The sequence below is a fragment of the Cupriavidus sp. GW821-FHT02F09 genome (assembly GCF_059421605.1).
On sequence record NZ_JBWKVH010000015.1, the window covers coordinates 76,329 to 99,258 of the forward strand.

The 22,930-nt window shown below is 67.5% G+C and carries 20 protein-coding genes; 12 read left to right on the plus strand and 8 right to left on the minus strand.

The features are described from left to right. Window positions 1–6 precede the first annotated feature (6 nt). From AC07XB_RS18575 to AC07XB_RS18600, 6 genes are all read left to right on the plus strand, one after another. Window positions 7–288: a PP0621 family protein gene (locus AC07XB_RS18575; RefSeq protein WP_492374676.1), complete on the plus strand. Its 282-nt coding sequence runs from the start codon at window positions 7–9 to the stop codon at window positions 286–288. Then, a complete protein-coding gene (locus tag AC07XB_RS18580) occupies window positions 285–2,378 on the plus strand; it encodes a sensor histidine kinase (RefSeq protein ID WP_492374675.1) in 2,094 nt (697 codons plus the stop codon). The genes AC07XB_RS18575 and AC07XB_RS18580 overlap by 4 nt, the downstream gene beginning before the upstream one ends. Window positions 2,379–2,465: 87 nt before the next feature. Further along, entirely contained in the window at window positions 2,466–4,148 is a 1,683-nt protein-coding gene (locus AC07XB_RS18585) for a sigma-54-dependent transcriptional regulator (protein WP_492374674.1), read from the plus strand. After that, entirely contained in the window at window positions 4,141–4,761 is a 621-nt protein-coding gene (ampD, locus tag AC07XB_RS18590; protein ID WP_492374673.1) for a 1,6-anhydro-N-acetylmuramyl-L-alanine amidase AmpD, read from the plus strand. Before AC07XB_RS18585 ends, ampD begins: the two co-directional genes overlap by 8 nt. Before the next feature lie 502 nt (window positions 4,762–5,263). After that, window positions 5,264–8,206 carry a ribonucleoside-diphosphate reductase subunit alpha gene (locus AC07XB_RS18595; protein ID WP_492829109.1) on the plus strand — a complete coding sequence of 981 codons (2,943 nt, stop codon included), beginning with the start codon at window positions 5,264–5,266 and terminating at the stop codon, window positions 8,204–8,206. Between the two features lie 98 nt (window positions 8,207–8,304). After that, entirely contained in the window at window positions 8,305–9,507 is a 1,203-nt protein-coding gene (locus tag AC07XB_RS18600; RefSeq protein WP_150986839.1) for a ribonucleotide-diphosphate reductase subunit beta, read from the plus strand. A 115-nt stretch (window positions 9,508–9,622) separates the two neighbouring features. On the opposite strand, the gene AC07XB_RS18605 is transcribed toward AC07XB_RS18600, so the two are convergent. Together AC07XB_RS18605 and AC07XB_RS18610 are read right to left on the minus strand one after the other, a co-directional pair. After that, window positions 9,623–9,949, minus strand: coding sequence for a thioredoxin family protein (locus AC07XB_RS18605; RefSeq protein WP_492374671.1), 327 nt, complete (start codon window positions 9,947–9,949; stop codon window positions 9,623–9,625). Between the two features lie 72 nt (window positions 9,950–10,021). Beyond that, window positions 10,022–10,945 (minus strand): DMT family transporter, encoded by a 924-nt coding sequence (locus AC07XB_RS18610; RefSeq protein WP_492829111.1) that lies wholly within the window; start codon window positions 10,943–10,945, stop codon window positions 10,022–10,024. Window positions 10,946–11,069: 124 nt separating this feature from the next. On the opposite strand from AC07XB_RS18610, the gene AC07XB_RS18615 reads away from it, so the two are divergent. Further along, a complete protein-coding gene (locus AC07XB_RS18615; RefSeq protein WP_492374669.1) occupies window positions 11,070–11,990 on the plus strand; it encodes a LysR family transcriptional regulator in 921 nt (306 codons plus the stop codon). 8 nt (window positions 11,991–11,998) lie between these two features. Here the strand turns inward: AC07XB_RS18615 and AC07XB_RS18620 are convergent, their stop codons facing one another. Further along, window positions 11,999–12,844 carry a DUF6597 domain-containing transcriptional factor gene (locus AC07XB_RS18620; protein WP_492374668.1) on the minus strand — a complete coding sequence of 282 codons (846 nt, stop codon included), beginning with the start codon at window positions 12,842–12,844 and terminating at the stop codon, window positions 11,999–12,001. Between the two features lie 79 nt (window positions 12,845–12,923). On the opposite strand from AC07XB_RS18620, the gene AC07XB_RS18625 reads away from it, so the two are divergent. After that, window positions 12,924–13,280, plus strand: a complete 357-nt coding sequence (locus AC07XB_RS18625; RefSeq protein WP_492808031.1) for a GFA family protein — start codon at window positions 12,924–12,926, stop codon at window positions 13,278–13,280. A 68-nt stretch (window positions 13,281–13,348) separates the two neighbouring features. Continuing rightward, window positions 13,349–13,975, plus strand: coding sequence for a glutathione S-transferase family protein (locus AC07XB_RS18630; RefSeq protein ID WP_492808029.1), 627 nt, complete (start codon window positions 13,349–13,351; stop codon window positions 13,973–13,975). A gap of 13 nt (window positions 13,976–13,988) precedes the next feature. Here the strand turns inward: AC07XB_RS18630 and AC07XB_RS18635 are convergent, their stop codons facing one another. Together AC07XB_RS18635 and AC07XB_RS18640 are read right to left on the minus strand one after the other, a co-directional pair. Next, window positions 13,989–16,337 carry a cytochrome P450/oxidoreductase gene (locus AC07XB_RS18635; RefSeq protein ID WP_492829114.1) on the minus strand — a complete coding sequence of 783 codons (2,349 nt, stop codon included), beginning with the start codon at window positions 16,335–16,337 and terminating at the stop codon, window positions 13,989–13,991. 51 nt (window positions 16,338–16,388) lie between these two features. Continuing rightward, window positions 16,389–17,372: a Bug family tripartite tricarboxylate transporter substrate binding protein gene (locus AC07XB_RS18640; protein ID WP_174423017.1), complete on the minus strand. Its 984-nt coding sequence runs from the start codon at window positions 17,370–17,372 to the stop codon at window positions 16,389–16,391. Window positions 17,373–17,670: 298 nt separating this feature from the next. Here AC07XB_RS18640 and AC07XB_RS18645 point away from each other — a divergent pair, with 298 nt between their 5' ends. Next, a complete protein-coding gene (locus tag AC07XB_RS18645) occupies window positions 17,671–18,426 on the plus strand; it encodes an IclR family transcriptional regulator (protein WP_492374686.1) in 756 nt (251 codons plus the stop codon). 42 nt (window positions 18,427–18,468) lie between these two features. Here AC07XB_RS18645 and AC07XB_RS18650 read toward each other — a convergent pair whose 3' ends face one another. Next, on the minus strand, window positions 18,469–19,368 hold the full coding sequence (locus tag AC07XB_RS18650) for a recombination-associated protein RdgC (protein ID WP_043349676.1): 900 nt from the start codon (window positions 19,366–19,368) through the stop codon (window positions 18,469–18,471). Window positions 19,369–19,565: 197 nt separating this feature from the next. After that, on the minus strand, window positions 19,566–20,144 hold the full coding sequence (locus AC07XB_RS18655) for a BPSL1445 family SYLF domain-containing lipoprotein (protein WP_441633879.1): 579 nt from the start codon (window positions 20,142–20,144) through the stop codon (window positions 19,566–19,568). A 310-nt stretch (window positions 20,145–20,454) separates the two neighbouring features. Here AC07XB_RS18655 and AC07XB_RS18660 point away from each other — a divergent pair, with 310 nt between their 5' ends. Together AC07XB_RS18660 and AC07XB_RS18665 are read left to right on the plus strand one after the other, a co-directional pair. Beyond that, window positions 20,455–20,853, plus strand: a complete 399-nt coding sequence (locus AC07XB_RS18660) for a hypothetical protein (RefSeq protein ID WP_492374664.1) — start codon at window positions 20,455–20,457, stop codon at window positions 20,851–20,853. Window positions 20,854–21,034: 181 nt separating this feature from the next. Next, entirely contained in the window at window positions 21,035–21,283 is a 249-nt protein-coding gene (locus AC07XB_RS18665) for a DUF6388 family protein (RefSeq protein ID WP_144409844.1), read from the plus strand. 5 nt (window positions 21,284–21,288) lie between these two features. On the opposite strand, the gene AC07XB_RS18670 is transcribed toward AC07XB_RS18665, so the two are convergent. After that, window positions 21,289–22,917, minus strand: coding sequence for an MFS transporter (locus AC07XB_RS18670; protein WP_492374663.1), 1,629 nt, complete (start codon window positions 22,915–22,917; stop codon window positions 21,289–21,291). Window positions 22,918–22,930 lie beyond the last annotated feature (13 nt).

The following is a 22,930-nucleotide window of genomic DNA, read 5'->3' on the forward strand; positions in this document are numbered from 1 at the left end:
GCCGGCATGGCACGCATCTTCCTTGTCCTGGCTGTCGTGCTGGGTTGTTTCTGGTGGCTTCGCCAGCGCGCCCAGGCGCGCTTTCGGGAGGACCGCGCCACCCGGCACGGTCCCGCGCAAGGCTCGCCGGTGCGCAACCAGCCTGCCCCCCCGCAGGAAGCCATGGTGCAATGCGCGCGCTGCGGGGTGCATCTGCCGCAGGGCGAAGCTATCGTCTACCGTGGCTTGCACTACTGCCGGCGCGCCCACCTGCCGGCCGATAGCGATCCGGACAGCCCTGCCGCATGAACGGGCCGGCCTCGTTCTGGTCCCGCCTGAATGCCTGGCGCGCCCTCGCGGCGATGTGGCGCCAGCCCGAACCTCCTGAATTCCACTGGCGCTTGCTGCGCTATTTCTGCTGGACCCGGCTTGCCGTAGCCGCGCTGCTGCTGGGCTACGCCTGGCTGCCGGCCCAGCGCGCCGAGGCCGAGCGGGCCGCGCAGGCGCTGGGCAGCGGACTGGGCGGCGGGTTCGGCAGCGGCCTGGCCGCGCTGCCGCTGGCCGTGCCCTATGCCGTGGTGGCGCTGGGGATGGTGGTCGCCACGCTCTGGTGGCGCCGCGGCTTTCACCTGCGGGTGCGCTTCCAGGTGCTGGCCGACCTCGCCCTGCTGGGCCTGATCTTTCACGCGCAGGGCCATCGCGGCGAGGGGCTCGCCATGATCTTCCTGTTGCCCGCGCTGCAGGCCGGCGCGCTTACCAGCCTGCTGTTCGCGCTGTTCACCGCGGCAGCTTCGGCGCTGCTGGTGATGAGTACCCCCTTCGCGCAGACCTTGCTGTTGCGCCAGGCCGACACGGGTTTGCTGGGCTCGGGGCTGTACGGGCTGGTCTTCATGATCGCGGCCTCGCTGATGTACCTGCTGGCCAACCGCCAGCTTGCACAGGAGCGGCTGGCGCTGGCGCGCGAGCAGGAGCTGCGCCTGCAGCAACTGGTCAACCGCCTGATGGTCAACGACATGCAGGACGGCGTGATGCTGCTGCGCGCCAACGGCGCGGTGGTGGCGGCCAACCCGGCCGCGGTGGTGCTGCTGGGCGTGCAGCCTGCCGAACGGGGCAAGCCCACGGACACGCCCGCCAATGGGCGCGATGCGCTGTTCGACCTGCGCCAGATCCCCCGCCTGCAGCCGTTGATGGAAATGCTGCGCGACTGGGTGCGCAGCAAGGACGATGCGCCCCGCATCCTGCAATTGCTGCCGCTGCCGTCGCGGCCATCCTCGGGGCGCGGCCCCATCCTGCATACGCGGCTGCGGCTGCGTTTCTTGCTGCCGGGGCTGGCCAGCCTGCGCTCCACCTTCGCGTCCTCGATGTCGGTCTCGCTCAGCGCGCAGAACGCCATGAACACCGGCACCTGGAACGAGCTGTCGCCCGAGGCGGCGGCGCGGCTGCGCCTGGCCATCGCCCAGAGCGAGGCCATGGCGTGGCGCCCGGAGGACGAGGCGTTGCTGCGCAGCGAGATGCGCGACACGGTGCTGGTCCATATCGAAAGCTGGGAGCGCATCGCCGAGCAGGTACAACAGGAGAAGCTGGCAGCCATGGGGCGCCTGGTGGCCAGCGTGGCACACCAGATCCGCAATCCGCTGGCGGCCATCAGCCAGGCCAGCGAGCTGCTGGCCGAAACCAGTCGCCGGGCCGCGCGCCCGGGCGAGGCGGGCCGCGCGGAGGGCGACGTGGATGCGCGGCTGCTGCGCATCATTCACGATAATGTGCGCCGGCTCGACCAGGTGGTGTCGGACGTGCTGCAGATGTCGCGCCGCCCGCGCACCGAGCGCACCACGGTGGACCTGAACCAGGCGCTGCCGGAGATTGTCGGCCGCTGGCGGCTGGAGATGCGCGCCCGCTCCGCCGACCACGACCCGGTCGGCGCGCGGCGCGTGCCGCGTCCGGCCGAGATCAACGCCAATGCCATCCGGCTCACGGTGGACGTGGCGCGCCCGGTCATCTTCGATGCCTCCCAGTTGCAACAGGTGCTTGGCAACCTGCTCGACAATGCCTGGCGCTATTGCAGCCGCCTGCCCGGGGCGATCCGCCTGCTGGCCCATGCGCTGGACCAGCACCATGCCGAGCTGATCGTCTGGAACGATGGCGTCGAGGTGTCGCGCGAGCACCAGCGCACCTTGTTCGAGCCCTTCTTTACCAGCAACGCCCAGGGCACCGGCCTCGGATTGTTCATGGCACGCGAGCTTTGCGGCGCCAACGACGCCCAGGTGCGCTATGGCACGATTTCGATCGATGCGCTGCTGGCGCAGACCGGCATGCTGGCGCCCGCCGCACGCGATACACTGCCGGCCAAGGCTTTTGTCCTGACCTTGCGCATCGAAGCGCCGGACAGCGCGGGTGGCTGAGCCGCGCTGGTTTGACCGGCCACGCGGCCAGTCTCTCGTCGTTTAGCCGCCCCGATTTCACTTCGCCAGATCGCCAGACGCAGACCCATGCCAATCAAGACGCCAGGCCCCGACCCGATTCTCGTCATCGACGACGAGGCCGACCTGCGAGAACTGCTCGATATCTCGATCCGCCGCATGGGCCACGATGTCGTGCTGGCCGGCTCGCTGGCCGAGGCGCGCCAGCAGCTCGCCGCGCGCCGCTATAGCCTGGTGCTGACCGACATGCGGCTGGGCGACGGGCTGGGCATCGATATCGTGCGCCAGCTATCGAGCGCGCCGGAGCGGGTGCCGGTGGCCGTGATCACCGCCTACGGCAGCGCGGACAACGCCGTGGAGGCGCTCAAGGCGGGCGCCTTCGACTACATCGCCAAGCCGGTCTCGCTGGACCAGCTGCGCAGCTTGATCCTGAATGCGCTGGGGCGCCAGCAGCGTGATGGCGCCGAGGGTGTGGAGGGCGGTGACGGCGGCAGCGGGGCGCACGAAACCGTGGACCGCGCCGTCAACCTGCTGCCCGGCCATTCTCCGGCCATGCATGAGGTGCGGCGCTCGCTCTCGCGGCTGGCGCGCAGCATGGCGCCGATCGTCATCAGCGGCGAGTCCGGCAGTGGCAAGGAGCGCGCGGCGCGTGCCATCCACGCAGTCAGCGCGCGCGCGGCGCATCCCTTTATCGCGGTCAATTGCGGCGCCATCCCCGAGACCCTGATGGAGTCGGAGTTCTTTGGCCATGTGAAAGGCGCCTTCACCGGGGCCGACGCCGAGCGCGGCGGCTTTTTCCAGGCTGCCAATGGCGGCACGCTGCTGCTCGACGAGGTGGCGGACCTGCCGCTGGCGATGCAGGTCAAGCTGCTACGCGTGCTGCAGGAACGGCGCGTGCGCAAGATCGGCGCGAGCCGCGAGGAGAGCGTGGACGTGCGGGTGCTGTGTGCCAGCCACAAGGATCTTTCCGCGATGGTCGCCTCCGGCCAGTTCCGCCAGGACCTGTTCTACCGCCTCAACGTGCTGGCGCTGCGCATGCCCACGCTGCGCGAGCGGCGCGAGGATATCCCGGTGCTGGCCAGCGCCATCCTGGAACACCTGGCGGTGCGCTATGGCGATCCCCATCCCAAGCGGCTGGCGGTGGCCGCGCTGCAGCGGCTGTCCGACTATGCGTTCCCGGGCAATGTACGCGAGCTGGAGAACCTGCTCGAGCGCGCCTATGCCTTCGCCGAGGGCAATACCATCGAGGTGGACGACCTGGGCCAGTTGGACGCGGGCATGGGCCATACGGCCATGCCACGCCCGCCCGCGCCGCACGCCTACCTGGCTTCGGCGGCTGCGCCGGCTGGCGCGCCGGCGGCGTCCGGCTTGCGGCCCGACACCATGCAGGAGCTTGCGTACGATGCGCGGGCCGACTCCCGGGGCGGCGCGCAGCCCGATCTGTTTGCGCAACCTGCGGCGTCTCGCGCCGCGGAGGCGGCCGCAGACGCTTGCCGTGCCACCTTCCCGATCGACCTGCCCGGCCGGCTCGAAGCGCTCGAGCGCGACCTGATCCTACAGGCGCTGCAGCAGACCGGCTTCAACCGGACAGCCGCCGCGCCGCTGCTGGGCCTGAGCTTTCGCCAGCTGCGCTACCGCATCCAGCAGCTTGGCATCCGCGAGGGCCGCGACGACCCGGCCGACGGTGCCGCCGAAACCAGAGAAGCGCTGCGCGACGGGCTGTTGGCGGCGGATGGAGATCGCGATGCCTGACCACGACCCGGCCGCCAAGTTCGCGCCCAACTCGCCATTCGTCCCCGACCCGGCGGGCTGGGTGCCCGCCGCGCGCCACGTGCCGTCCCCCAATTTCGACGCCCGGCCCGCGCACACGCCGGTGGACCTGGTGGTGATCCACAACATCAGCCTGCCGCCCGGGCAGTTCGGCAGCGGCGATATCGAAGCCTTTTTCCTGAACCGTCTCGACCCGTCCCGCCATCCGTTTTTCGAGACGATCCATCAAGTGCGGGTGTCGGCGCATTTTTTGGTGACGCGAGGGGGCGAGCTGGTCCAGTTCGTGTCTTGCCTGGACCGCGCCTGGCACGCAGGCCAGTCCGAATTCTTCGGCCGGCCCCGTTGCAACGACTTCTCCATCGGCATCGAGGTCGAAGGCAGCGACGACCAGCCGTTCACGTTGGCCCAATACCACACCACCGCAGCGCTGGTGCGTGCCCTGCTAGGCGCTTATCCGGTGCGGGCCGTGGCGGGGCATAGCGATATCGCGCCAGGACGCAAGACGGATCCGGGACCACATTTCGACTGGGCGGGTTTTGCCGCCGCAGCCGGCGTGGCGCCCGCACAACTGCCTTACCGCAAAGAACAGCCCTGAGGCAAGGGCTGCAAGCGAGGTCTAGGGGATAGCCGCAATCTGGGGAAAACCCTGATAAAGTCCGCGCCTATCGAAGAGGTCAGGTCAATCAAAAAAATTTCGCGTCACGGTGCGGTAACGAACCGTCGGGCGGATTCCCTTGCGTCTCTTGGGCTAGCGGGTATGGCGCAGCGCCGCATGCCATGCCGGTACTGGAATTCGCGCCAAAAAGGCGCTTGTCAAGACTGGTGAATCCGCCCCGTTTCACTATACTTAGTCCAGTTTTTCGCATCGACCACTAGATCTAGTGGTGCTTTCGGGGAGCCGGCCTAGGTGTGCAGTTACCGCCGCAGCAATGACTGCGGTCCACCGAAGGGCCGGCGCATCACAAGAGTTCCAGCAGAATCCAGCAATAGCAGCGCGCCCTCCCGGGTAAGACCGGCCGGCGTGTCAGAGCCTTTTTGCGCATTTTGCCCGGGACTCTTTGTCACTCATAAAACACGGGTCAGAACAGGAGTTCCTCATGCAGACAGCCCAGAACGAACTTTCCACCGGCGCCGCCGCCGCCGGTGCAGCAGCGAACGCGCAGTCGAGCCCCGCTACTGCCGCCGCTGGCAGCTACCAGGACTACAAGATCATCCGACGTAACGGCGCCGTCGTGGCGTTCGAGCCGAGCAAGATCTCGGTAGCGGTGACCAAGGCCTTTCTCGCCGTCAACGGCGGGCAGGGCGCCGCTTCGGCGCGCGTGCGCGAAGTGGTCGAGCAAGTGACCCAGAACGTGGTCCGCGCGCTGCTGCGCAGCCGCCCTAACGGCGGCACCTTCCATATCGAAGACGTGCAGGATCACGTCGAGCTTGCGCTGATGCGCTCGGGCGAGCATGAAGTGGCCCGCGCCTACGTGCTGTACCGCGAAAAGCGCACCCAGGAACGCGCCCAGGCAAACGCCCAGGCGGTGGCCCGCGTGCAGGAAGGCGGCGCCACGTTCAACGTGACCGATGCGGGCGTGGCCCGCGTGCTGGACCTGGGCGCGCTGCATGGCCTGATCGACAACGCCTGCTCGGGCCTTGGCGATGCCGTCAGCGCCGAGCCGATCCTCAAGGAAACGCTGAAGAACCTGTACGACGGCGTGCCGATGACCCAGGTCTACGACTCCGCCATCCTGGCCGCGCGTACCCTGATCGAGAAGGACCCGGCCTACAGCCAGGTCACCGCGCGTATCCTGCTGCACACCATCCGCAAGGAAATCCTGGGCGCCGAAGTGACCCAGACCGAGATGGTGTCGCGCTACGCCGACTACTTCCCCAAGTTCATCGCGCGCGGCATCGAAGCCGAGCTGCTGGACGAGAAGCTGGCCACCTATGACCTGGCCCGCCTGGGCGCGGCGCTGGACGCCCAGCGCGACTTCCAGTTCAACTACCTGGGCCTGCAGACCCTGTACGACCGCTACTTCCTGCACATCGACGAGACCCGCATTGAAATGCCGCAGGCATTCTTCATGCGCGTGGCGATGGGCCTGGCGCTGGGCGAGAAGGACCGCGAAGCCCGTGCCATCGAGTTCTACCAGCTGCTGTCGTCGTTCGACTTCATGTCGTCCACGCCGACCCTGTTCAACTCGGGCACCCGCCGCTCGCAGCTGTCGTCGTGCTACCTGACCACCGTGTCGGACGACCTGGAAGGCATCTACGAGGCGCTGAAGGAAAACGCGCTGCTGTCGAAGTTCGCCGGCGGTCTCGGCAACGACTGGACCAATGTGCGCGCCCTCGGCTCGCACATCAAGGGCACCAACGGCAAGTCGCAAGGCGTGGTGCCGTTCCTGAAGGTGGTGAACGACACCGCCGTGGCGGTCAACCAGGGCGGCAAGCGCAAGGGCGCGGTCTGCGCCTACCTGGAAACCTGGCACCTGGACATCGAGGAATTCCTCGAGCTGCGCAAGAATACCGGCGACGATCGCCGCCGCACCCACGACATGAACACGGCGAACTGGATTCCCGACCTGTTCATGAAGCGCGTGATGGAAGCCGGCGAATGGACCCTGTTCTCGCCCGCCACCTGCCCGGACCTGCATGACCTGGTCGGCAAGGCATTCGAAGAAGCCTACCTGGGCTACGAAGCCAAGGCCGCCCGCGGCGAGCTCAAGCTGTTCAAGAAGATCCCCGCCCTGCAGCTGTGGCGCAAGATGCTGGGCATGCTGTTCGAGACCGGCCATCCCTGGATCACCTTCAAGGATCCGTGCAACATCCGCAGCCCGCAGCAGCACGTGGGCGTGGTGCACAGCTCCAACCTGTGCACGGAAATCACGCTCAACACCAACGACAGCGAGATCGCCGTTTGCAACCTGGGTTCGGTGAACCTGGTCGCCCACCTGAAGCAACAGGCCGACGGCACCCAGGTGCTCGATCACGCCAAGCTCGAGAAGACCATCCGCACCGCGATGCGCATGCTCGACAACGTGATCGACATCAACTACTACGCGGTCGAGAAGGCACGCAACTCCAACCTGCGCCATCGCCCGGTCGGCATGGGCATCATGGGCTTCCAGGACTGCCTGCACATGCTGCGCCTGCCGTACGCCAGCGACGCCGCGGTGCAGTTCGCCGATACCTCGATGGAAGCGGTGTGCTACTACGCCTACCGCGCCTCCAGCGAGCTGGCGGAAGAACGCGGGCGCTACAGCACCTATGAAGGCTCGCTGTGGGATCGTGGCATCCTGCCGCAGGACTCGCTCAAGCTGCTGGCCGAAGAACGCGGCGGCTACCTGGAGGTGGATCACTCCTCGACCATGGACTGGGACAGCCTGCGCGCGCGCATCAAGCAGCACGGCATGCGCAACTCGAACTGCATCGCGATCGCGCCGACGGCAACGATCTCGAACATCATCGGCGTGTCGGCCTGCATCGAACCGACCTTCCAGAACCTGTACGTCAAGTCCAACCTGTCGGGCGAATTCACGGTGGTCAATGACTACCTGGTGCGCGACCTGAAGGCACGCGGCCTGTGGGATGAAGTGATGGTCGCCGACCTGAAGTACTTCGACGGCAAGCTGGCGCGCATCGACCGCATTCCGCAAGACCTGCGCGACATCTACGCGACGGCCTTCGAAGTCGAGCCGAGCTGGCTGGTGGAAGCCGCCAGCCGCCGCCAGAAGTGGATCGACCAGGCCCAGTCGCTCAACATCTACATGGCCGGCGCCTCGGGCAAGAAGCTGGACGACACCTACAAGCTGGCCTGGCTGCGCGGCCTGAAGACCACGTACTACCTGCGCACGATGGCAGCCACCCACGTGGAGAAGTCCACCGTGTCGCGCGGCTCGCTCAACGCCGTGTCGTCGGGTAGCGACGGCGGCATCAGCGCCGCCGGCATCGACCAGGCCGCCGCCTCCGCGCCGGCCATGCCGGAAGCCGAAGGCGCGGTCTGCACGATGCGCCCGGGCGACGCCGGTTTCGACGAGTGCGAAGCCTGCCAGTAAGTCGCCTGCCAGTAAGTCATTACCTGCCCTGATCCTCGCCGCGCCGCTTGCGCGGCGAGGACGGCGGCAAACCAAAGCATTCCACGGAGAACCACACCATGCTGAGCTGGGACGACGACGTTCAAGCCACCCCGCAGGCTGCCCCGCAGCCCGCGCCGAATCCCACCGCCACGCCTGCTGCCGCACGCTCTGTCGACCAGCACGGCGTGCTGCCGCCGGCCGCCACGCAGCCGGCAGGCACGGGTATCCTCGGCAACCTGCCGGCGTCCGACGCGCCGACGGACCGCCGCGTGAACGCCGCCGACAAGCGCGTCATCAATGGCTCGACCGACGTCAACCAGCTGGTGCCGTTCAAGTACAAGTGGGCCTGGGAAAAATACCTGGCCGGCTGCGCCAACCACTGGATGCCGCAGGAAATCAACATGTCGCGCGACATCGCGCTGTGGAAGGACCCGAACGGCCTGACCGAAGACGAGCGCCGCGTGATCAAGCGCAACCTCGGCTTCTTCGTGACCGCCGACTCGCTGGCCGCCAACAACATCGTGCTGGGCACCTACCGCCAGATCACCGCGCCGGAATGCCGCCAGTACCTGCTGCGCCAGGCTTTCGAAGAAGCGATCCACACGCACGCCTACCAGTACATCGTGGAGTCGCTCGGCCTCAATGAAGCCGAGATCTTCAATGCGTACCACGAAGTGCAGTCGATCCGCGACAAGGATGAGTTCCTGATCCCGTTCATCGACACGCTGACCGACCCGGCCTTCAAGACCGGCACGCCGGAGAACGACCAGAAGCTGCTCAAGTCGCTGATCGTGTTCGCCTGCATCATGGAAGGCCTGTTCTTCTACGTGGGCTTCACGCAGATCCTGGCCATGGGCCGCCAGAACAAGATGACCGGCGCCGCCGAGCAGTACCAGTACATCCTGCGCGACGAGTCCCTGCACTGCAATTTCGGCATCGACCTGATCAACCAGATCAAGCTCGAGAATCCGCACCTGTGGACCGCCGAGTTCAAGGAAGAGATCACCGCGCTGTTCAAGAAGGCCGTGGACCTCGAATACCGCTATGCCGAGGACACCATGCCGCGCGGCGTGCTGGGCCTGAACGCACCAATGTTCAAGGGCTACCTGCGCTTTATCTGCAACCGCCGCTGCCAGCAGATCGGCCTGGAGCAGCTGTTCCCGAACGAGGAAAACCCGTTCCCGTGGATGAGCGAGATGATCGACCTGAAGAAGGAACGCAACTTCTTCGAGACGCGCGTCATCGAGTATCAGACCGGTGGGGCGTTGTCCTGGGATTGAGTTTCCGCCGAGCGGTGAATGCCGCCACGCAGAAAGAAAAAAGCTCCCTCGGGAGCTTTTTTCTTTGCACTTGCATAAGCGATCAGGGATCAGCGATCAGCAGTGCGGGCCAGCATCAGCCCGCAATCCGTCTTAACGCTTCCTCGATCGCCCGTGTCTCGCTCGGCCGCACCAACCGCGCCACCTCCACGCCGTCGCGCATGAACACCAGCGTGGGCCATAGCTTGACCCGGAACGAGCGGCCGAGCGGCTTGCCGCTGCCGTCCTCGACCTTGATGTGGGCAACCTCCGGATGGCTGGCCATGGCGCCGGCCAGGTGGGGCTGCGCCCGCATGCAGTAGCCGCACCAGGGCGCGCCGAACTCGATCACGGCCGGGCCTTTGATGGCGTCGATTTCGGCCCGGGCCGGCTCGCGCAGGCCATACACATCGGTCATCGTCATGGGAATCCTCTCGCCTGTCCAAATGGGCATGCACGGATTGTATGACCGCGGCTGGCTGCAACGGATCCTGTTTCAGGCCTGCGAGCCCTGCGCTATCTCGGGGGCTGCAGGCTTGCCCCAGCGCACTGTGGCCAACAGCGATGCCGCCACGATCAGCCCGCCGCCGATCCACGCCGTGGTGGAGATGCTCTCTGCCAGCCACAGGCTGGCGAACAACGCGCCGAAGGCGGGCTCGCTGCCCATCAGCAGCGCCACCCGCGTGGGGCTGCTGCGCCGGATGGCGTAGTTCTGGGCGAAGAAGGCGAACAGCGTGCAGGCGGCCACCAGCCACAGCACGCAGCCCCAGAACGCAGCGTGGCCAGAGAACGACGGCAGGGGCTGCCACTGCGCGGGCACCAGCGCCAGTGCCACGGCCGCGCTGCCGACGGCGACCACGCCGGATTGCACCGCCGTCATCGTCAGCGCCGGCATGGACTGGCCCCGCACCAGCCGCTTGGTCGCGCAGACCATCAGCGCGCGCAGTACGGCGGCGGCCAGGATCAGCCCGTCGCCAAGGTTGAACCCCAGTTCGCCGTGGCCCGCCAGCAGCCACGCGCCTAGCAGGGAGAGCGCCACCGCTACCCATTCGATGCGGCTTGGACGGCGCTTGAGCAGCAGCCACTCCGCCAGCGGCGTCAGCACCACGCACAGGCTGATCAGGAAGGCGGCGTTGGAGGCGCGCGTTAGCAGCACGCCGAAGGTTTCGCACAGGAAGATGCCGAGCAGCAGCACACCGGTTCCCAGCACCCCGCGCAGGGTGGCGGCGTCGGTGCGGCGCAACCCGGCCAGCGTGGGAGAGAGCACTACGAAGGTGATGCCAAAGCGTAGCGTCAGCAGGCCGAGTACCGGGTAGAAGACCAGTGCGCTCTTGACGATGCCGTAGCTGCTGCCCCAGACCACGGCGACCACGAGCAGCATCAGGTCGGACAGCAGTAACAGTTTTTTTGGCGCGGGCATGGTGGACCTTGTGCATTCGGTCCTGCATTGTGCCGCTTTGCATCCACGGCGATAATCGGGTCGGAATGCAAAGCCTTTATGCCGCATATGCATTAATCCGCCTCTGCCCGCCGCGAGCCGCCTCATGAACCAAGCTGATCTCTTTGCCTTGCTGCCCGACATGGCGGTGTTCGCGCGCGTGGTCGACGCGGGCAATTTTTCTGTTGCCGCGCGCCAGCTTGGCAGCACACCGTCCACTGTCAGCCGCCAGATCAAGCGTCTGGAGGAGGCATTGGCCACGCGCTTGCTGGAGCGCTCGACCCGCAAGGTGCGCATGACGGAATCGGGCGCCGAGGTGTACCGCTATTGCCGCGACGTGGTGAGCGCCGCGGCGGGGGCGATGGACGCCGCCGGCCATGTGGTGGGCCGGCCGCAGGGCAGGGTTAGCGTCAGCGCGCCGACCGCATTTGCCAAGACGGTGATCCATCCGCTGGTACCGGCTTTCCTGCAGGCTTATCCGGAAGTGGACCTGCAGTTGCTGTTTACCGACCACGAGGCCGATCCTCTTGCCGACGACCTCGACCTGGTGATCCGGCTGACCGAGCACCCGCCGCCCGGCCTGGCCGGGCGCCGCCTGGGCGCGGTGCGCTGGGTGCTGTGCGCCTCGCCCGCCTATCTGCGCGCGCGCGGCACGCCGGCGCAGCCGCGTGATCTCGCGCAGCACGATTGCCTGTACCTGGGGGAAACCGCCGACGACAACCGCTGGCGCTTGCGTCGCGACAGCGAGACGCAGACCGTGACGGTGAGCGGGCGCTATGTCGCCAACCACGCCGGTGCGCGGCTGGAAGCGGCGCAGCAGGATCTTGGCATCGCCAGCCTGCCCGAGTTCACCGCGGCCCTTGCCTTGCAGGCCGGCGAACTGGTGCGGGTGTTGCCCGACTGGGAATTGCAGGCACGCGCCTACGTGGGGACGGTGTGGCTGCTCTATCCGCCCAACCGCTTCCTGCCGCCCAAGGTGCGGGCGTTGATCGATTACCTGGCCGCGCACATCGGCAGCGCGGGCTGACTTGCCGCTCAGCGTGCGCCGGCCGGCCCCTGCTGCGAGCGCTGGTAGTCGCCCGGGGATACGCCCACCAGCCTGGTGAAATCTCGCGTCAGGTGGGCCTGGTCGAAGTAGCCGAGCTCGGCGGCGAGTTGCGCCAGCCCGACCGGCTCGCCGCGAGCGAGCCGCCATGCGGCCTCTTGCAGTCGGTAGCGGCGCAGCACCCACTTGGGCGATACGCCCACGTAGTCCTGGAACAGCCGTTGCAAAGCGCGCACGCCCATGCCGGCATGCTGCGCCAGCGACTCCACGCTGGCGGGGCCTTCGGCGCTGGCGGCATGCGCGACGATGGCCTGCAGTTGATCCACGACGGGGTCAGGCGGCGGCAGGGCGCCGCCCAACAGCGCTTCGGCGGCGCGCACCATGGCTTCGTCGCCGCCGGCATCCAGCACCAGCATTTCGGCCCGGTGTGCGTCGCATGACAGCAGCGCACGCGCCGCACGCGTGGTGTCGGTCAGCGCGCAGACGGGCTCGTCCAGCAAGGGGCGCAGGCCACCTACGCGAAAGCGCACGCCGAGCACGTGGCCGGCGCCTTCCAGCGTGCGGTCGAACACGCCGCGCACCACGCCGAAGAGCGCTGTCTGGCCGCGGTCGAATACCAGGTTGGCGTTCGGATAGGGCAGCACGCGCTGCACCTGCGGTGGGTGTCCCGCCAGGTCCCATTCGACGATCCAGTAATGTTCGACAAAGGGTGCCAGCGCCGCCGACGGCAGATAACGGCCGAGGCGGATGCGCTGTTGCGTGCCGAGCGGGTCGACAATGCCTTTGGGCGCAGCGGTGACGGGCGCGTGCGTGTCGCGTTTTTCCAATCGGGGCATGGGGATAGCGGTGTAAAACTACGGGCTGCGGCAGGCACGCAAGATGCGCAAGATGAACGAAATTCTATCGGAGACCACCATGACCGTAACCCATTACACCGGCGGCTGCCATTGCGGCGCCGTGCGCTACGCAGTGGATGTCGACCTGGCCGGCGCCATCGAGTGCAATTGCTCGCTGTGCAGCAAGCGCGGCTTCATCTGGTCGTTCACACCGGCAGATAGATTCACGCTGACCGAAGGTGCGCAGGCCACGCGCACCTACAAGTTCAACAAGCATGTGATCGACCATCGCTTCTGCGAAACCTGCGGCGTGGAGGCCTACGCGCTGGGCAGCATGCCGGATGGCTCGGCCGTGGCGGCGATCAATGTGCGGTGCCTCGATGGCGTCGACTTGGCGCAGCTCCAACCTAAGAAGGTCGACGGCGCCAGCGCTTGATCCGCGATGGCGCGCTTCACAGCGCCCCTCGCCCCGAGTTGCATGATTTTTCCCCCGGAGCCAATGCCATGTTCCAGCCCGAACTGACCCTGTTCCATTCGCCCAACACACGTTCCACCGGCGCGCTGACCCTGCTTGAGGAACTCGGCGTGCCGTATCGTCTCCACCCGCTCAATATGAAGGCCGGCGAGCAGCGCGAGCCGGCTTACCTGGCCATCAATCCGATGGGCAAGGTGCCGGCCATCCGCTATGGCGATGCGCTGGTGACGGAGCAGGTGGCCGTGTTCATCTTCCTGGCCGACCTGTTCCCGCAGGCCAGGCTGGCGCCCGCGCTGACCGATCCGCTGCGCGGGCCTTACCTGCGCTGGATGGCATTCTACGGTTCCTGCTTCGAGCCGGCGCTGGTGGACCGTTCGCAACAGCGCGAGACGCCGCGCGCGATGTGCCCCTACGGGGATTACGACACCACCATCAGCACGCTGCTGGGCCAGCTGGAAAAGGGCCCCTACCTGCTGGGCGACACCTTCACCGCGGCCGACGTGCTGTGGGGCACCGCGCTGACCTGGACCACGATGTTCAAGCTGGTCGAAGCGACGCCGGTGGTGCAGGCCTATATCGACCGCATCAACGCGCGCCCGGCGGTGGCGCGGGCGCGTGGCATCGATGCGAAGCTGGCAGCAGAGCAGGGCGGCTGAGCGAGCGCCGCGCTTATAGCTCCAGCACGATGCGCTGGCATTTCGCGCGCGAGCAGCAGGCCATCATCTTGGTGTTGGCTTCGCGCTCCGCGCGCGTGAGCACCACGTCGCGGTGGTCGATTTCGCCGGCCAGTACGCGCACCTCGCAGGAGCCGCACAGGCCTTCCTCGCAATCGCTCTGCATGTCGATGTTGGCGGCGCGCAGCGCGGCCAGCAGCGTCTGGCCCGGGGCGACCGCGACGACGATGCCGGAGTCCTTCAGCTCGGCTTCGAACGCTTGCTCCTGGCCGGGATCCAGCGTGGCGAGCGCCGACTCGAAATGCTCGATGCGCAGCGCATCGCCGGGCCAGCCGGCGCACTGTTCCTGCAACGCTGCAAGCATGCGCGCGGGGCCGCAGGCGTAGATCTGCGTATCCGCCTGGGGCTGCCCGAGCAGGCTGGTGAGATCGTTGCGCTGGCCTTCATCCTTGGCGTAGACATGCAGGCGATCGCCGTGCAGCGCGATGAGCTCGTCGAGCAGCGCCATGGACGCACGCGAGCGCCCGCTGTAGTGCAAGGTGTAGTCCATGCCGAGCGCCTTCGCGCGCCGCGCCATGGCGCTGACGGGCGTGATGCCGATGCCTCCGGCGATCAGGATCAGCTTGCCCGCGGCCTCATCCAGCCGGAAGTGGTTGCGCGGGCCGCGGATCTTCAGCCGGTCGCCGGCCTTGACGCTGTCATGCACCCAAGCGGAGCCGCCACGGCCTTGCGCTTCGCGCAGCACGGCGATCTCCAGCGCACCGCTGTCGTCCGGGTCGCCGCAAAGGGAGTATTGCCGCGACAGTCCGGTGCCGCCGCATTCCACGTCGATGTGCGAGCCCGGCGCCCAGCGCGGCATCGGCTTGCCATCGGGCGACACCAGCCGCAGCCGCACAATGCCCTCGGCCGCCTGGGTCGCGCTGGCCACCACCACCGGCCGGCTGATTGCATGCCCCAACGGCTCGCCAATGCGCACCGGCACTTGTACTTCCAGCAGCGCGGGGTTGGCGCGCTCGGGTTTTTGCTTGGGGTCCCACTCCACCCATACGTGCTCGGGCCCGCGGAACGAGGTGTTCGGCACGTAGCTGAATCGCTGCTCTGCCAGGCGCATATGGGGCAGGCGCCGCGTGAGTTCCTCCAGGAAGACCTGCATCTCCATGCGCGCCAGGTTCTTGCCCATGCACTGGTGCGAGCCGTAGCCGAAGGTGAGCTGGTCGCTGGCGTTCTCGCGGCGGATGTCGAAGAGATCCGCATCGGCGAAGTGCCGCTCGTCGTGGTTGGCCGAGGACGTCACGATCAGCAGCTTGGCGCCGGCGGGAATGTCGACGCCGCCTACCTGCACGTCGCGCGTGGCCAGGCGCCGCCAGGCTGCCACCGAGCCGTTGTGCCGCAGGCATTCCTCTACCGCGTTCGGGATCAGGCCCGGGTCTTCGCAGATCTCCTGCCAGGCGCGCGGATGCTGCAGCAGCAGCTTCATGGCATTGGCCGTGGCGTTGGCGGTGGTTTCATGCGCGGCGACAATGCCGGCCATCATCATCGAGTGCAGGTAGGAGTCGGTGACGATCTCCGGATACTCCACCTGCTTGCGGATGCCATAGCGCATCCAGCCCGGCCCGGACGGGTCCTGCCGCATCTTGTCGAGGATCTTGCCTGCCAGCTGCCAGAAGTTGCCCACGGCATGCGCGACTTCGACCTGTTCCTCCGGCCTGGGCCGGCCCCAGGTATTGACGGTATGCGCGATGGAGTATTTGCGCAGCAGGTCCATGTCTTCCTCGGGCACGCCGAGAAAATGCAGCGCCACCGTCAGCGGCACTTCCCACAGCATCTGGTCGACGAGGTCGGCGCGGCCGTCGTTGACAAAGCAGTCGACATACTCGCGCGCGAGCTTGCGCACCATGGGCTCGTGATGCTTGAGTTCCTCTGGCGTAAACGGCGCCATCAGCACCCGGCGGCGCGGCATGTGCGCTGGCTCGTCTTCGTTGACCAGCGTGCGGTTCATGGCGTAGCCGTAGGACGCCAGCACGGCGTTGGCTTGCGGCCCCGTCGGCGTGATCTTCTCCAGCGCAATGGAGGGGCTGAAGGTGAGGTTGTCGCGGAAGATCGCCTTGATGTCGTCGTAGCGCGTCACCACCCAGTAGCCCAGCTTGGGGCTGTAGAAGACCGGCTCCTGCTCGCGCGCCCAGCGCACGTACTCGGGCGGGTCCTGCTGGTAGCCATCCTCGAAGGGATCGAAGCTGGCCGCGCCTGGGCTGACCGGGCAGCCGGTGGGCGAGCGCTGCGCTGTCAGCAAGCGATGGTCAACGGGACATCCCGAGGCGTGTGGATTGGGGGTAGCGTTGGCCATGCTTGTTGCTCCGTGTTCTCGTTTGCGGGGGGCGGGTGCGGTGCGCCGCGGTTACTCCAGCGTGATCTTCAGGTCGCGGATCAGCTTGTGCCAGCGCGTGGTCTCGCTGCGCAGCAGTTCGGCGTACTGCGCCGGCGTGTTGCCGACGGGTTCCACGCCGAAGTCCACCAGTCGCTTGTTGACGGCCGGGTCCTTGATCGCGGCCACCACCTGCTTGTTCAGCGTGGCGACGATCTCCGGCGGCGTGGCGGCGGGAACCACCATGCCCACCAGAGCGGCGGCCTCCACGTTCTTGTAACCTGCCTCGGCAAAGGTCGGCACGTCCGGCAACTGGGGCAGGCGGGTCGGGTTGGCCACGGCCAGCGCCTTGACCTTGCCGCCCTTGATGAAACCCGCGCCCGCGGCCAGGTCGACCATCATGGCCGGGACCTGGCCGCCGGCCACGTCGGCCAGCGCGGGCGCGGCGCCGCGATAGGGCGCGTGGACCATGTTCAGCCCGGCCTCCACCTTGAGCAGTTCCATGGCGAGATGGTGTGGGCTGCCGGCGCCGGCAGAGGCGTAGTCGATGCCGCCCGGCTTGGATTTGGCGCGGGCGACGAACTCCTGCACCGTGTTGACGTTCATGCCCGGGCCCACCACCAGGATCATCGGGAAGCGGCCCAGCAAGGTGACTGGCGCCAGGTCCTTGACCGGGTTGTAGGAAAGCGTTTTGTACAGCGCCGGGTTGAACACCAGCGTGCCGTTGTCCGCCGAGAGCACTGTGTAGCCGTCCGCCGGCGCGCGCGCGGTTTCCGCCGCGCCGATCGCGGTATTGCCACCCGGCTTGTTGTCCACCAGCACGGGCTGGCCAAGCCGGGTCGAGAGGGCCTGGCCGATGGAGCGCGCCAGGAAGTCCGAGCCGCCGCCGGCGGCGTACGGCACGATCCAGCGCACCGGCTTGGCGGGGTAGGCCGGCTCGGCGGCAGCGGTGGCCGCCAGCATGGGGATGGCGGCCAGGCCAAGGCCTGCGGCGATGCATTTGCGGATGGTGATCATCTTGTCTCCTGTTCCCGTTTGGGTGCCGGTTGAGGCGTAGCGCGGTCCGGCGTTGTTATGCGTAAATGATATACGCATTGCGTAATATGGCGATGCGGGTTAACGTGGGTTTGATGCCGCCGCGCAATGCACGGCACTAGAATCTCCGCCCATGAAGACAAGAAACGACCCAAGCGCCGCACGCACCTCACGCGCATCGAGCACCTCAGGCGATCCCGCTGACCCGGTCGAAGCCGCCATGCCCGCTGAGCCGCCGGCGCGCGAGCGCCGCCAGCGCGTGCAATCGGCGCAGACCGGCATGACGGTGCTCAAGGGCCTGGCCAACCTCGGCGGGCGCGCCAGCCTGACCGCGCTGGCCGCGCATATTGGCGAGAGTCCGGCCAAGGTGCACCGCTACCTGGCCAGCCTGATCGACGAGGGGCTGGTGGCGCAGGCGTCGGCATCGCAGCAGTATTTCCTGGGCGTGGAGGCCATGCTGATCGGCCTGGCAGCGATGCGGCAGGTTGATCCGATCCGGATCGCCGAGCCGTCGCTGGTCCGCTTGCGCGAGAGCCTGGACGTGACCTGCTTTGTGGCGGTGATGGGCAACAAGGGCCCGACCATCGTGCGCTTCGAGGAGCCGGGGCTACCGGTGACGGTCAATGTGCGGGTGGGCTCGGTGATGCCGATGCTGTGGTCGGCCACGGGCCGCGCGCTGCTGGGCTTGCTGGACGAGCCGCGTGTGCGGGCGATGGCGGAAGAAGAGCTCGCGGCGGCGCCGGCGGACCTGCGCGCGCAGCTGGATCGCGATGATCCCATCGGCGTGCTGCGGCGCGAAGTGCTGGCCGCCGGGTGCGCGGTAGTGCGCGATACCAACCTGAAGGGCATCAGCGCCGTGGCGGCGCCGCTGTACGACTACACGGGCCGCATTTGCGCGGTGCTCACCGCGCTGGGTGCCACCGGCGGCTTCGATGCGTCGATGGACGGACCCATCGCCGTGGCCGTGCGCCATGAGGCGCGGGTCGCCAGCGGGTTGCTGGGCTACGGCGCGGCGCCGCCGGGCGGCGGCGCCTGAATCCAGCTTGAACCGGCCTGGCCGGCCCGCTGACGCGCTGGCTTACAGCTTGCGTTCGCCGCCGAGCGCGGCGGTCAGGTCCGACAGCAGGTTGGCCAGTTCGCCGGCCATCATGGTGAAGTCGCCGTCGAAGCGTTCTTCGTCGTCGCGGGCGCTCGGGTCTGCCTGCTCCTTGATCACGTCCAGCGGGGCCACGCGCTTGATGGTCAGCGACTCGGTGAGCACGAAGGACACGCGGTCATTCCAGGTCATCGCCAGGCGCGTGCAGCGCTTGCCGGCGGCAATGTGGCGGCGCAGGTCCTCGGCATCCAGCGGATGGCGCACATAGCGCACCGTGGCCTTGCTCTCGGCGCTGGATTGCAGCTCCATTTCCTGGTCGAGGGTGAAGCCGGCCGGGGCCGTGTCGGTGGCCAGCCAGTCGGTCATGGCGGTGACCGGCGACTGGTTCACATGCAGGTTGTCCAGCGGCAGCGGGTCGATGGCCTTGAACAGCAGGCCGCGCACTTCATCGGCCTTGGCCGGGGCGGCCGCGTCGATGGCGAGCCAGCCGTTGACCGGGTCGATCCACACGCGGGTGTCGCGCCGGATGCTGAACGCGCGCGGCAGCAGTTCTTCGGTGACCTGCTCCTTGAGTTCGCGCATCTGCTTGCGGCCCGGCTTGAAGCCTTGCTGTTCTTCCAGCTCCACAGCGCGGGCCTTGGTGACCTGGTTGACCACGGTGGACGGTAGCAGCTTCTTTTCGGTGCGCATGGTCAGCAGCAACTGCTTGCCGACCTGGTGGACGAGCGCGCCGTTGTCACGCGGCGAGGCCCAGCCCTGGGTTTGCATCTCCAGGCTGGTGCCAGGGAAAAATGCGTGGCGCGCCAGGCATTCCTCGACCTCTTCGGCGGCGAGGGACCACGGTGCGGACAGACGGTGCAGCTGGAGATTCTTGAACCACATGTGAATTCGGCCAAAGGGACGAATTCTAGCCGGTTAGCGTGGCGCATGCGGTAACAATGCGTGAGGGAGTCTGGCTGGTGTGGCGGTGCCGTGGCAGCAGCCGTGGCAGCAGGGCCGGAAAAAGTCAGGGGCCGGGTCGCCTTCGCAACCCGGCCCCCCGCATACAGGCCGGCGCCAGGCCGGCACGCTGCGTGGCCTCAGATGTCGAGCTTGCTGATCTTCGAGCCTTCCAGGCTCACGCCGGCCATCAGGCCCGCATTGGTGACCACGAAGCCAACGACGGGCTGCTGGGCGGTATTGGTGTCCAGGGTGCCATTGGCGCCAATCTTGGCCAGCGCCACGGTAGCGTCCACGCCGGCAGTCCAGCCGCTGCTGGCGACGAACTTGTCGAGCGCTTCCTGGGTCATGAACATCAGGATGATGGCCTTGGATTGCGCACCGATCTGCCAGCCGACCGAGCCCGAGATGATGCGGTAATAGCCACGGTTGGCGCCGCCCGCGCGCAGCGCGCCATCGCCATATTCGCCACCCACGACGAAGCCGGCCGAGAGGACATTGGGGAAGACCAGGATGCCGCGCGCGCGGTTGGCGAGTTCGCGTGAACCTTTCGCCGTCTCATACAGCTTGTTGAGCGTACCATCCACGCCGCCATCGATCTCGCGGCGCTTGGCGGCCTTGTCGGTGGGTGCATCGGGCGTGGTCGTACACGCGCCCAGCAGGCCCGAACTTGCCACCACTAGTCCAGCCCCTACCGTCAGAAACGATCTGCGTTCCATGCTCACTCTCCTGATTGTTTTACCTCTCACGGCACCGGATACCCCGGAGCCACTTTGCGCACCCCACATAAAGGATAGGCGTAATCAGCACTTGTAGAAACTTGAAATCTCGCCGCAAACCTGATTCTCGGGTTTTTCCGAAAAGCCGGCGTACTCTCACCGTTTCTGTAGAAATATACCAAGCATTCTTGCGAATGGCTGTAGGACGGAGGCTGCATTTTGGCGCGCGGCGTCCTACAAGCACGGGCGCCTCGCAACAACCTGTTTCATCTGGACAGGAACCCGGCCGGGCTGGATAAGTCCATGACACATGAAATCCGTTCTCGCCCTCATCCCCGTCACCTTGCTGGCAGCGGCTTGCGCTTCGCAAGTGCCCGCCAATCCGCAAGCCTCATCCGAAGCCAACGAGCAATGGCAATCGCTGCGTGCCGCTTACACCACGTGCGCCAAGGGCCAGGCCGATGCCGGCATGGCCGGCGGCGCCTCCGCGCAGGATCTCGCCAGTGCTGCGCTCAAGGCCTGCCGGCCTCGGCTCGACGCCATGCACACGGCGTTTCGCGATTACCTGGATGCGCAGATGGTGTCCTCGCATGGGCGCGATGGCGCGCGCCAGGCCGCTGAGCGGGTGAGCCAGGATACCGAAGCCAAGACCCGCAACTACCTGGTCCGCTACGTCGAGCGGGAGCGCTATACCGCCAAGGCGCAATAACGCACGAGGCCTGCGCTTGCGTTCCGATTGCACTGCGGATTGCACTGCGGTTGGGGGCTCCGGCACGGCTGTGGTGTAATGCGCGGGCGCCGGCGTGCATTCCTGCCTCGTACCTGCTCGCCAGGCGCCAGGCCGTCGCGCCCCACCCACCTTGCACCCACCTTATTGCGGTCCCTTCCCGATGACTCTTTCCCCCGAACGCTTGCAACTTGCCCATGAGCGTTTTCTCGCCGACAACCCCGAAGTGGTGGCGCTGCTCAAGGTCATCACCCCGCGCCACGCGCGCGCTGTCGGCATGAGCGTGGAGGCCTTCCAGCTCTCGGAGCTGGAGCGCGCCATCGGCCGCGAAGCCAGGCTCCGGCGCCTCACCGTCGAGGAGCTGCTGCTGGTGTACCTGGGCGAGCGCGCGGCGCCGGCGCCGCGGCGTTAGATGCGCTAGCCGCCGGCCTTCCCGGTGCCGGTCTTGCCGCGCGCCGGGCTCAGGAACGCCCAGGCGCATGCTGCCCCTCCGGCAGCCAGCAGCGCCGACAGCAGCATGACCCAGCGAAAGCCGGCCACGAAGGCGCCGTCCACCGCACGCCGAACGGCCGCCTTTACCTGCGGGGCCGTGGCCGCCGGCAGCGTGATGGCGGCGAGCTTCGCGCGTTGCGCCTGCACGGACCGAGCCACCTGCGCCGACACCGCGCCGCTGGCCACCGACTGGCCAAGCGAGCGGTCCAGCCGGTAGTCGAACACGCGCACCATCACGATCCCCAGCATGGCAATCGCCAGCAGCGTGGCCACGCGTGCCGCCGCATTGTTGATGCCAGACGCCGTGCCGGCCGAGCCCAGCGGCACCGCGTTCATGACGGTGGTGGTCAGCGGCGCCACGCTGATCGTCATGCCCGCGCCGAGCACCAGCACCGCGGGAAAGTAGGCCAGCCAGTAGCTGCCGCCGCTGGCGGCGGCATCGGGCAATGCAAACAGCGCGAAGCCCGCGGCCGCTACCAGCGGGCCGACGATCAGCGGCTTGCGCGCGCCATGCCGGTCCACCAGCCCGCCGGCCCAGCCGGACAGCAGGAACATCAGCAGGATGAACGGCAGCAAGGCGGCACCGGCCTGCGTCGACGAATAGCCCTGTACCTGGATCAGGTTGAGCGGGAAGAAGAACAGGCCGCCGCCCAGCGCCGCGTAAAGGAGCAAGGTGAGCAGGTTGGCACCCAGGAAAGCGCGCGAGCGGAACAGCGCGGGTGGCATCACCGGGTTGGCCACGCGGGTCTCCGCCAGCACGAACAGCCCGAGCGCAACGAGGCCGGCCGCAAACGGCATCCACACGGCTGGGTGGCCCCAGCCCTGCGCCGGCGACTCGATCAGGCCGTAGACCACGCCCCCCAGCCCAAACGCTGCAAGCAGGCTGCCGGGCCAGTCGAGTCCACCGGGATGCTGCGGTGCGCGGCTTTCCGGCACGCGCCAGAACACGATGGCCAGCACCGCCGCCGCCAGCGGCAGGTTGACCAGGAAGGCCGCGCGCCACGACAGATGCTCGATCAGCCAGCCGCCCACCACGGGCCCGAGCGCGGTGGTCATCGCGGTGGCGCCGGACCAGGTGCCGATGGCCTTGCCGCGCCGGCTCGCGTCGAACGAGGCCGACAGCAACGCCAGGCTGCCCGGCACCAGCAGCGCCGCGCCCAAGCCCTGCGCGGCCCGCGCGGCGACCAGGTGGCCAATGTTGCCGGCCAGGCCGCACCAGGCCGAGCTGGCTGCAAAGATCGCCACGCCCAGCGCAAACACGCGACGGCGCCCGAAGCGGTCACCGCAGGCGCCGCCCACCAGCAGCAAGGCTGCCAGCAGCAACGCATAGGCCTCCACCGCCCACTGCATGCCGCTCAGGCTCGCATCGAAATCCTTTTGCAGCGCGGGCAGGGCCACGTTGACCACGGTGCCATCGATAAAGGCCATGCTGGACGCCAGGATGGTGGCGGCCAGCACCCAAGGTTCGTCGGCCCTGGCGCAGGGTGGCCCGCCAGGGGCGGTCCGCAGCGTTGCGTCGTCGCACGGGCTCTGGGCCAGCGGCGTGGTGGGCATGTTCAGCGCTTGC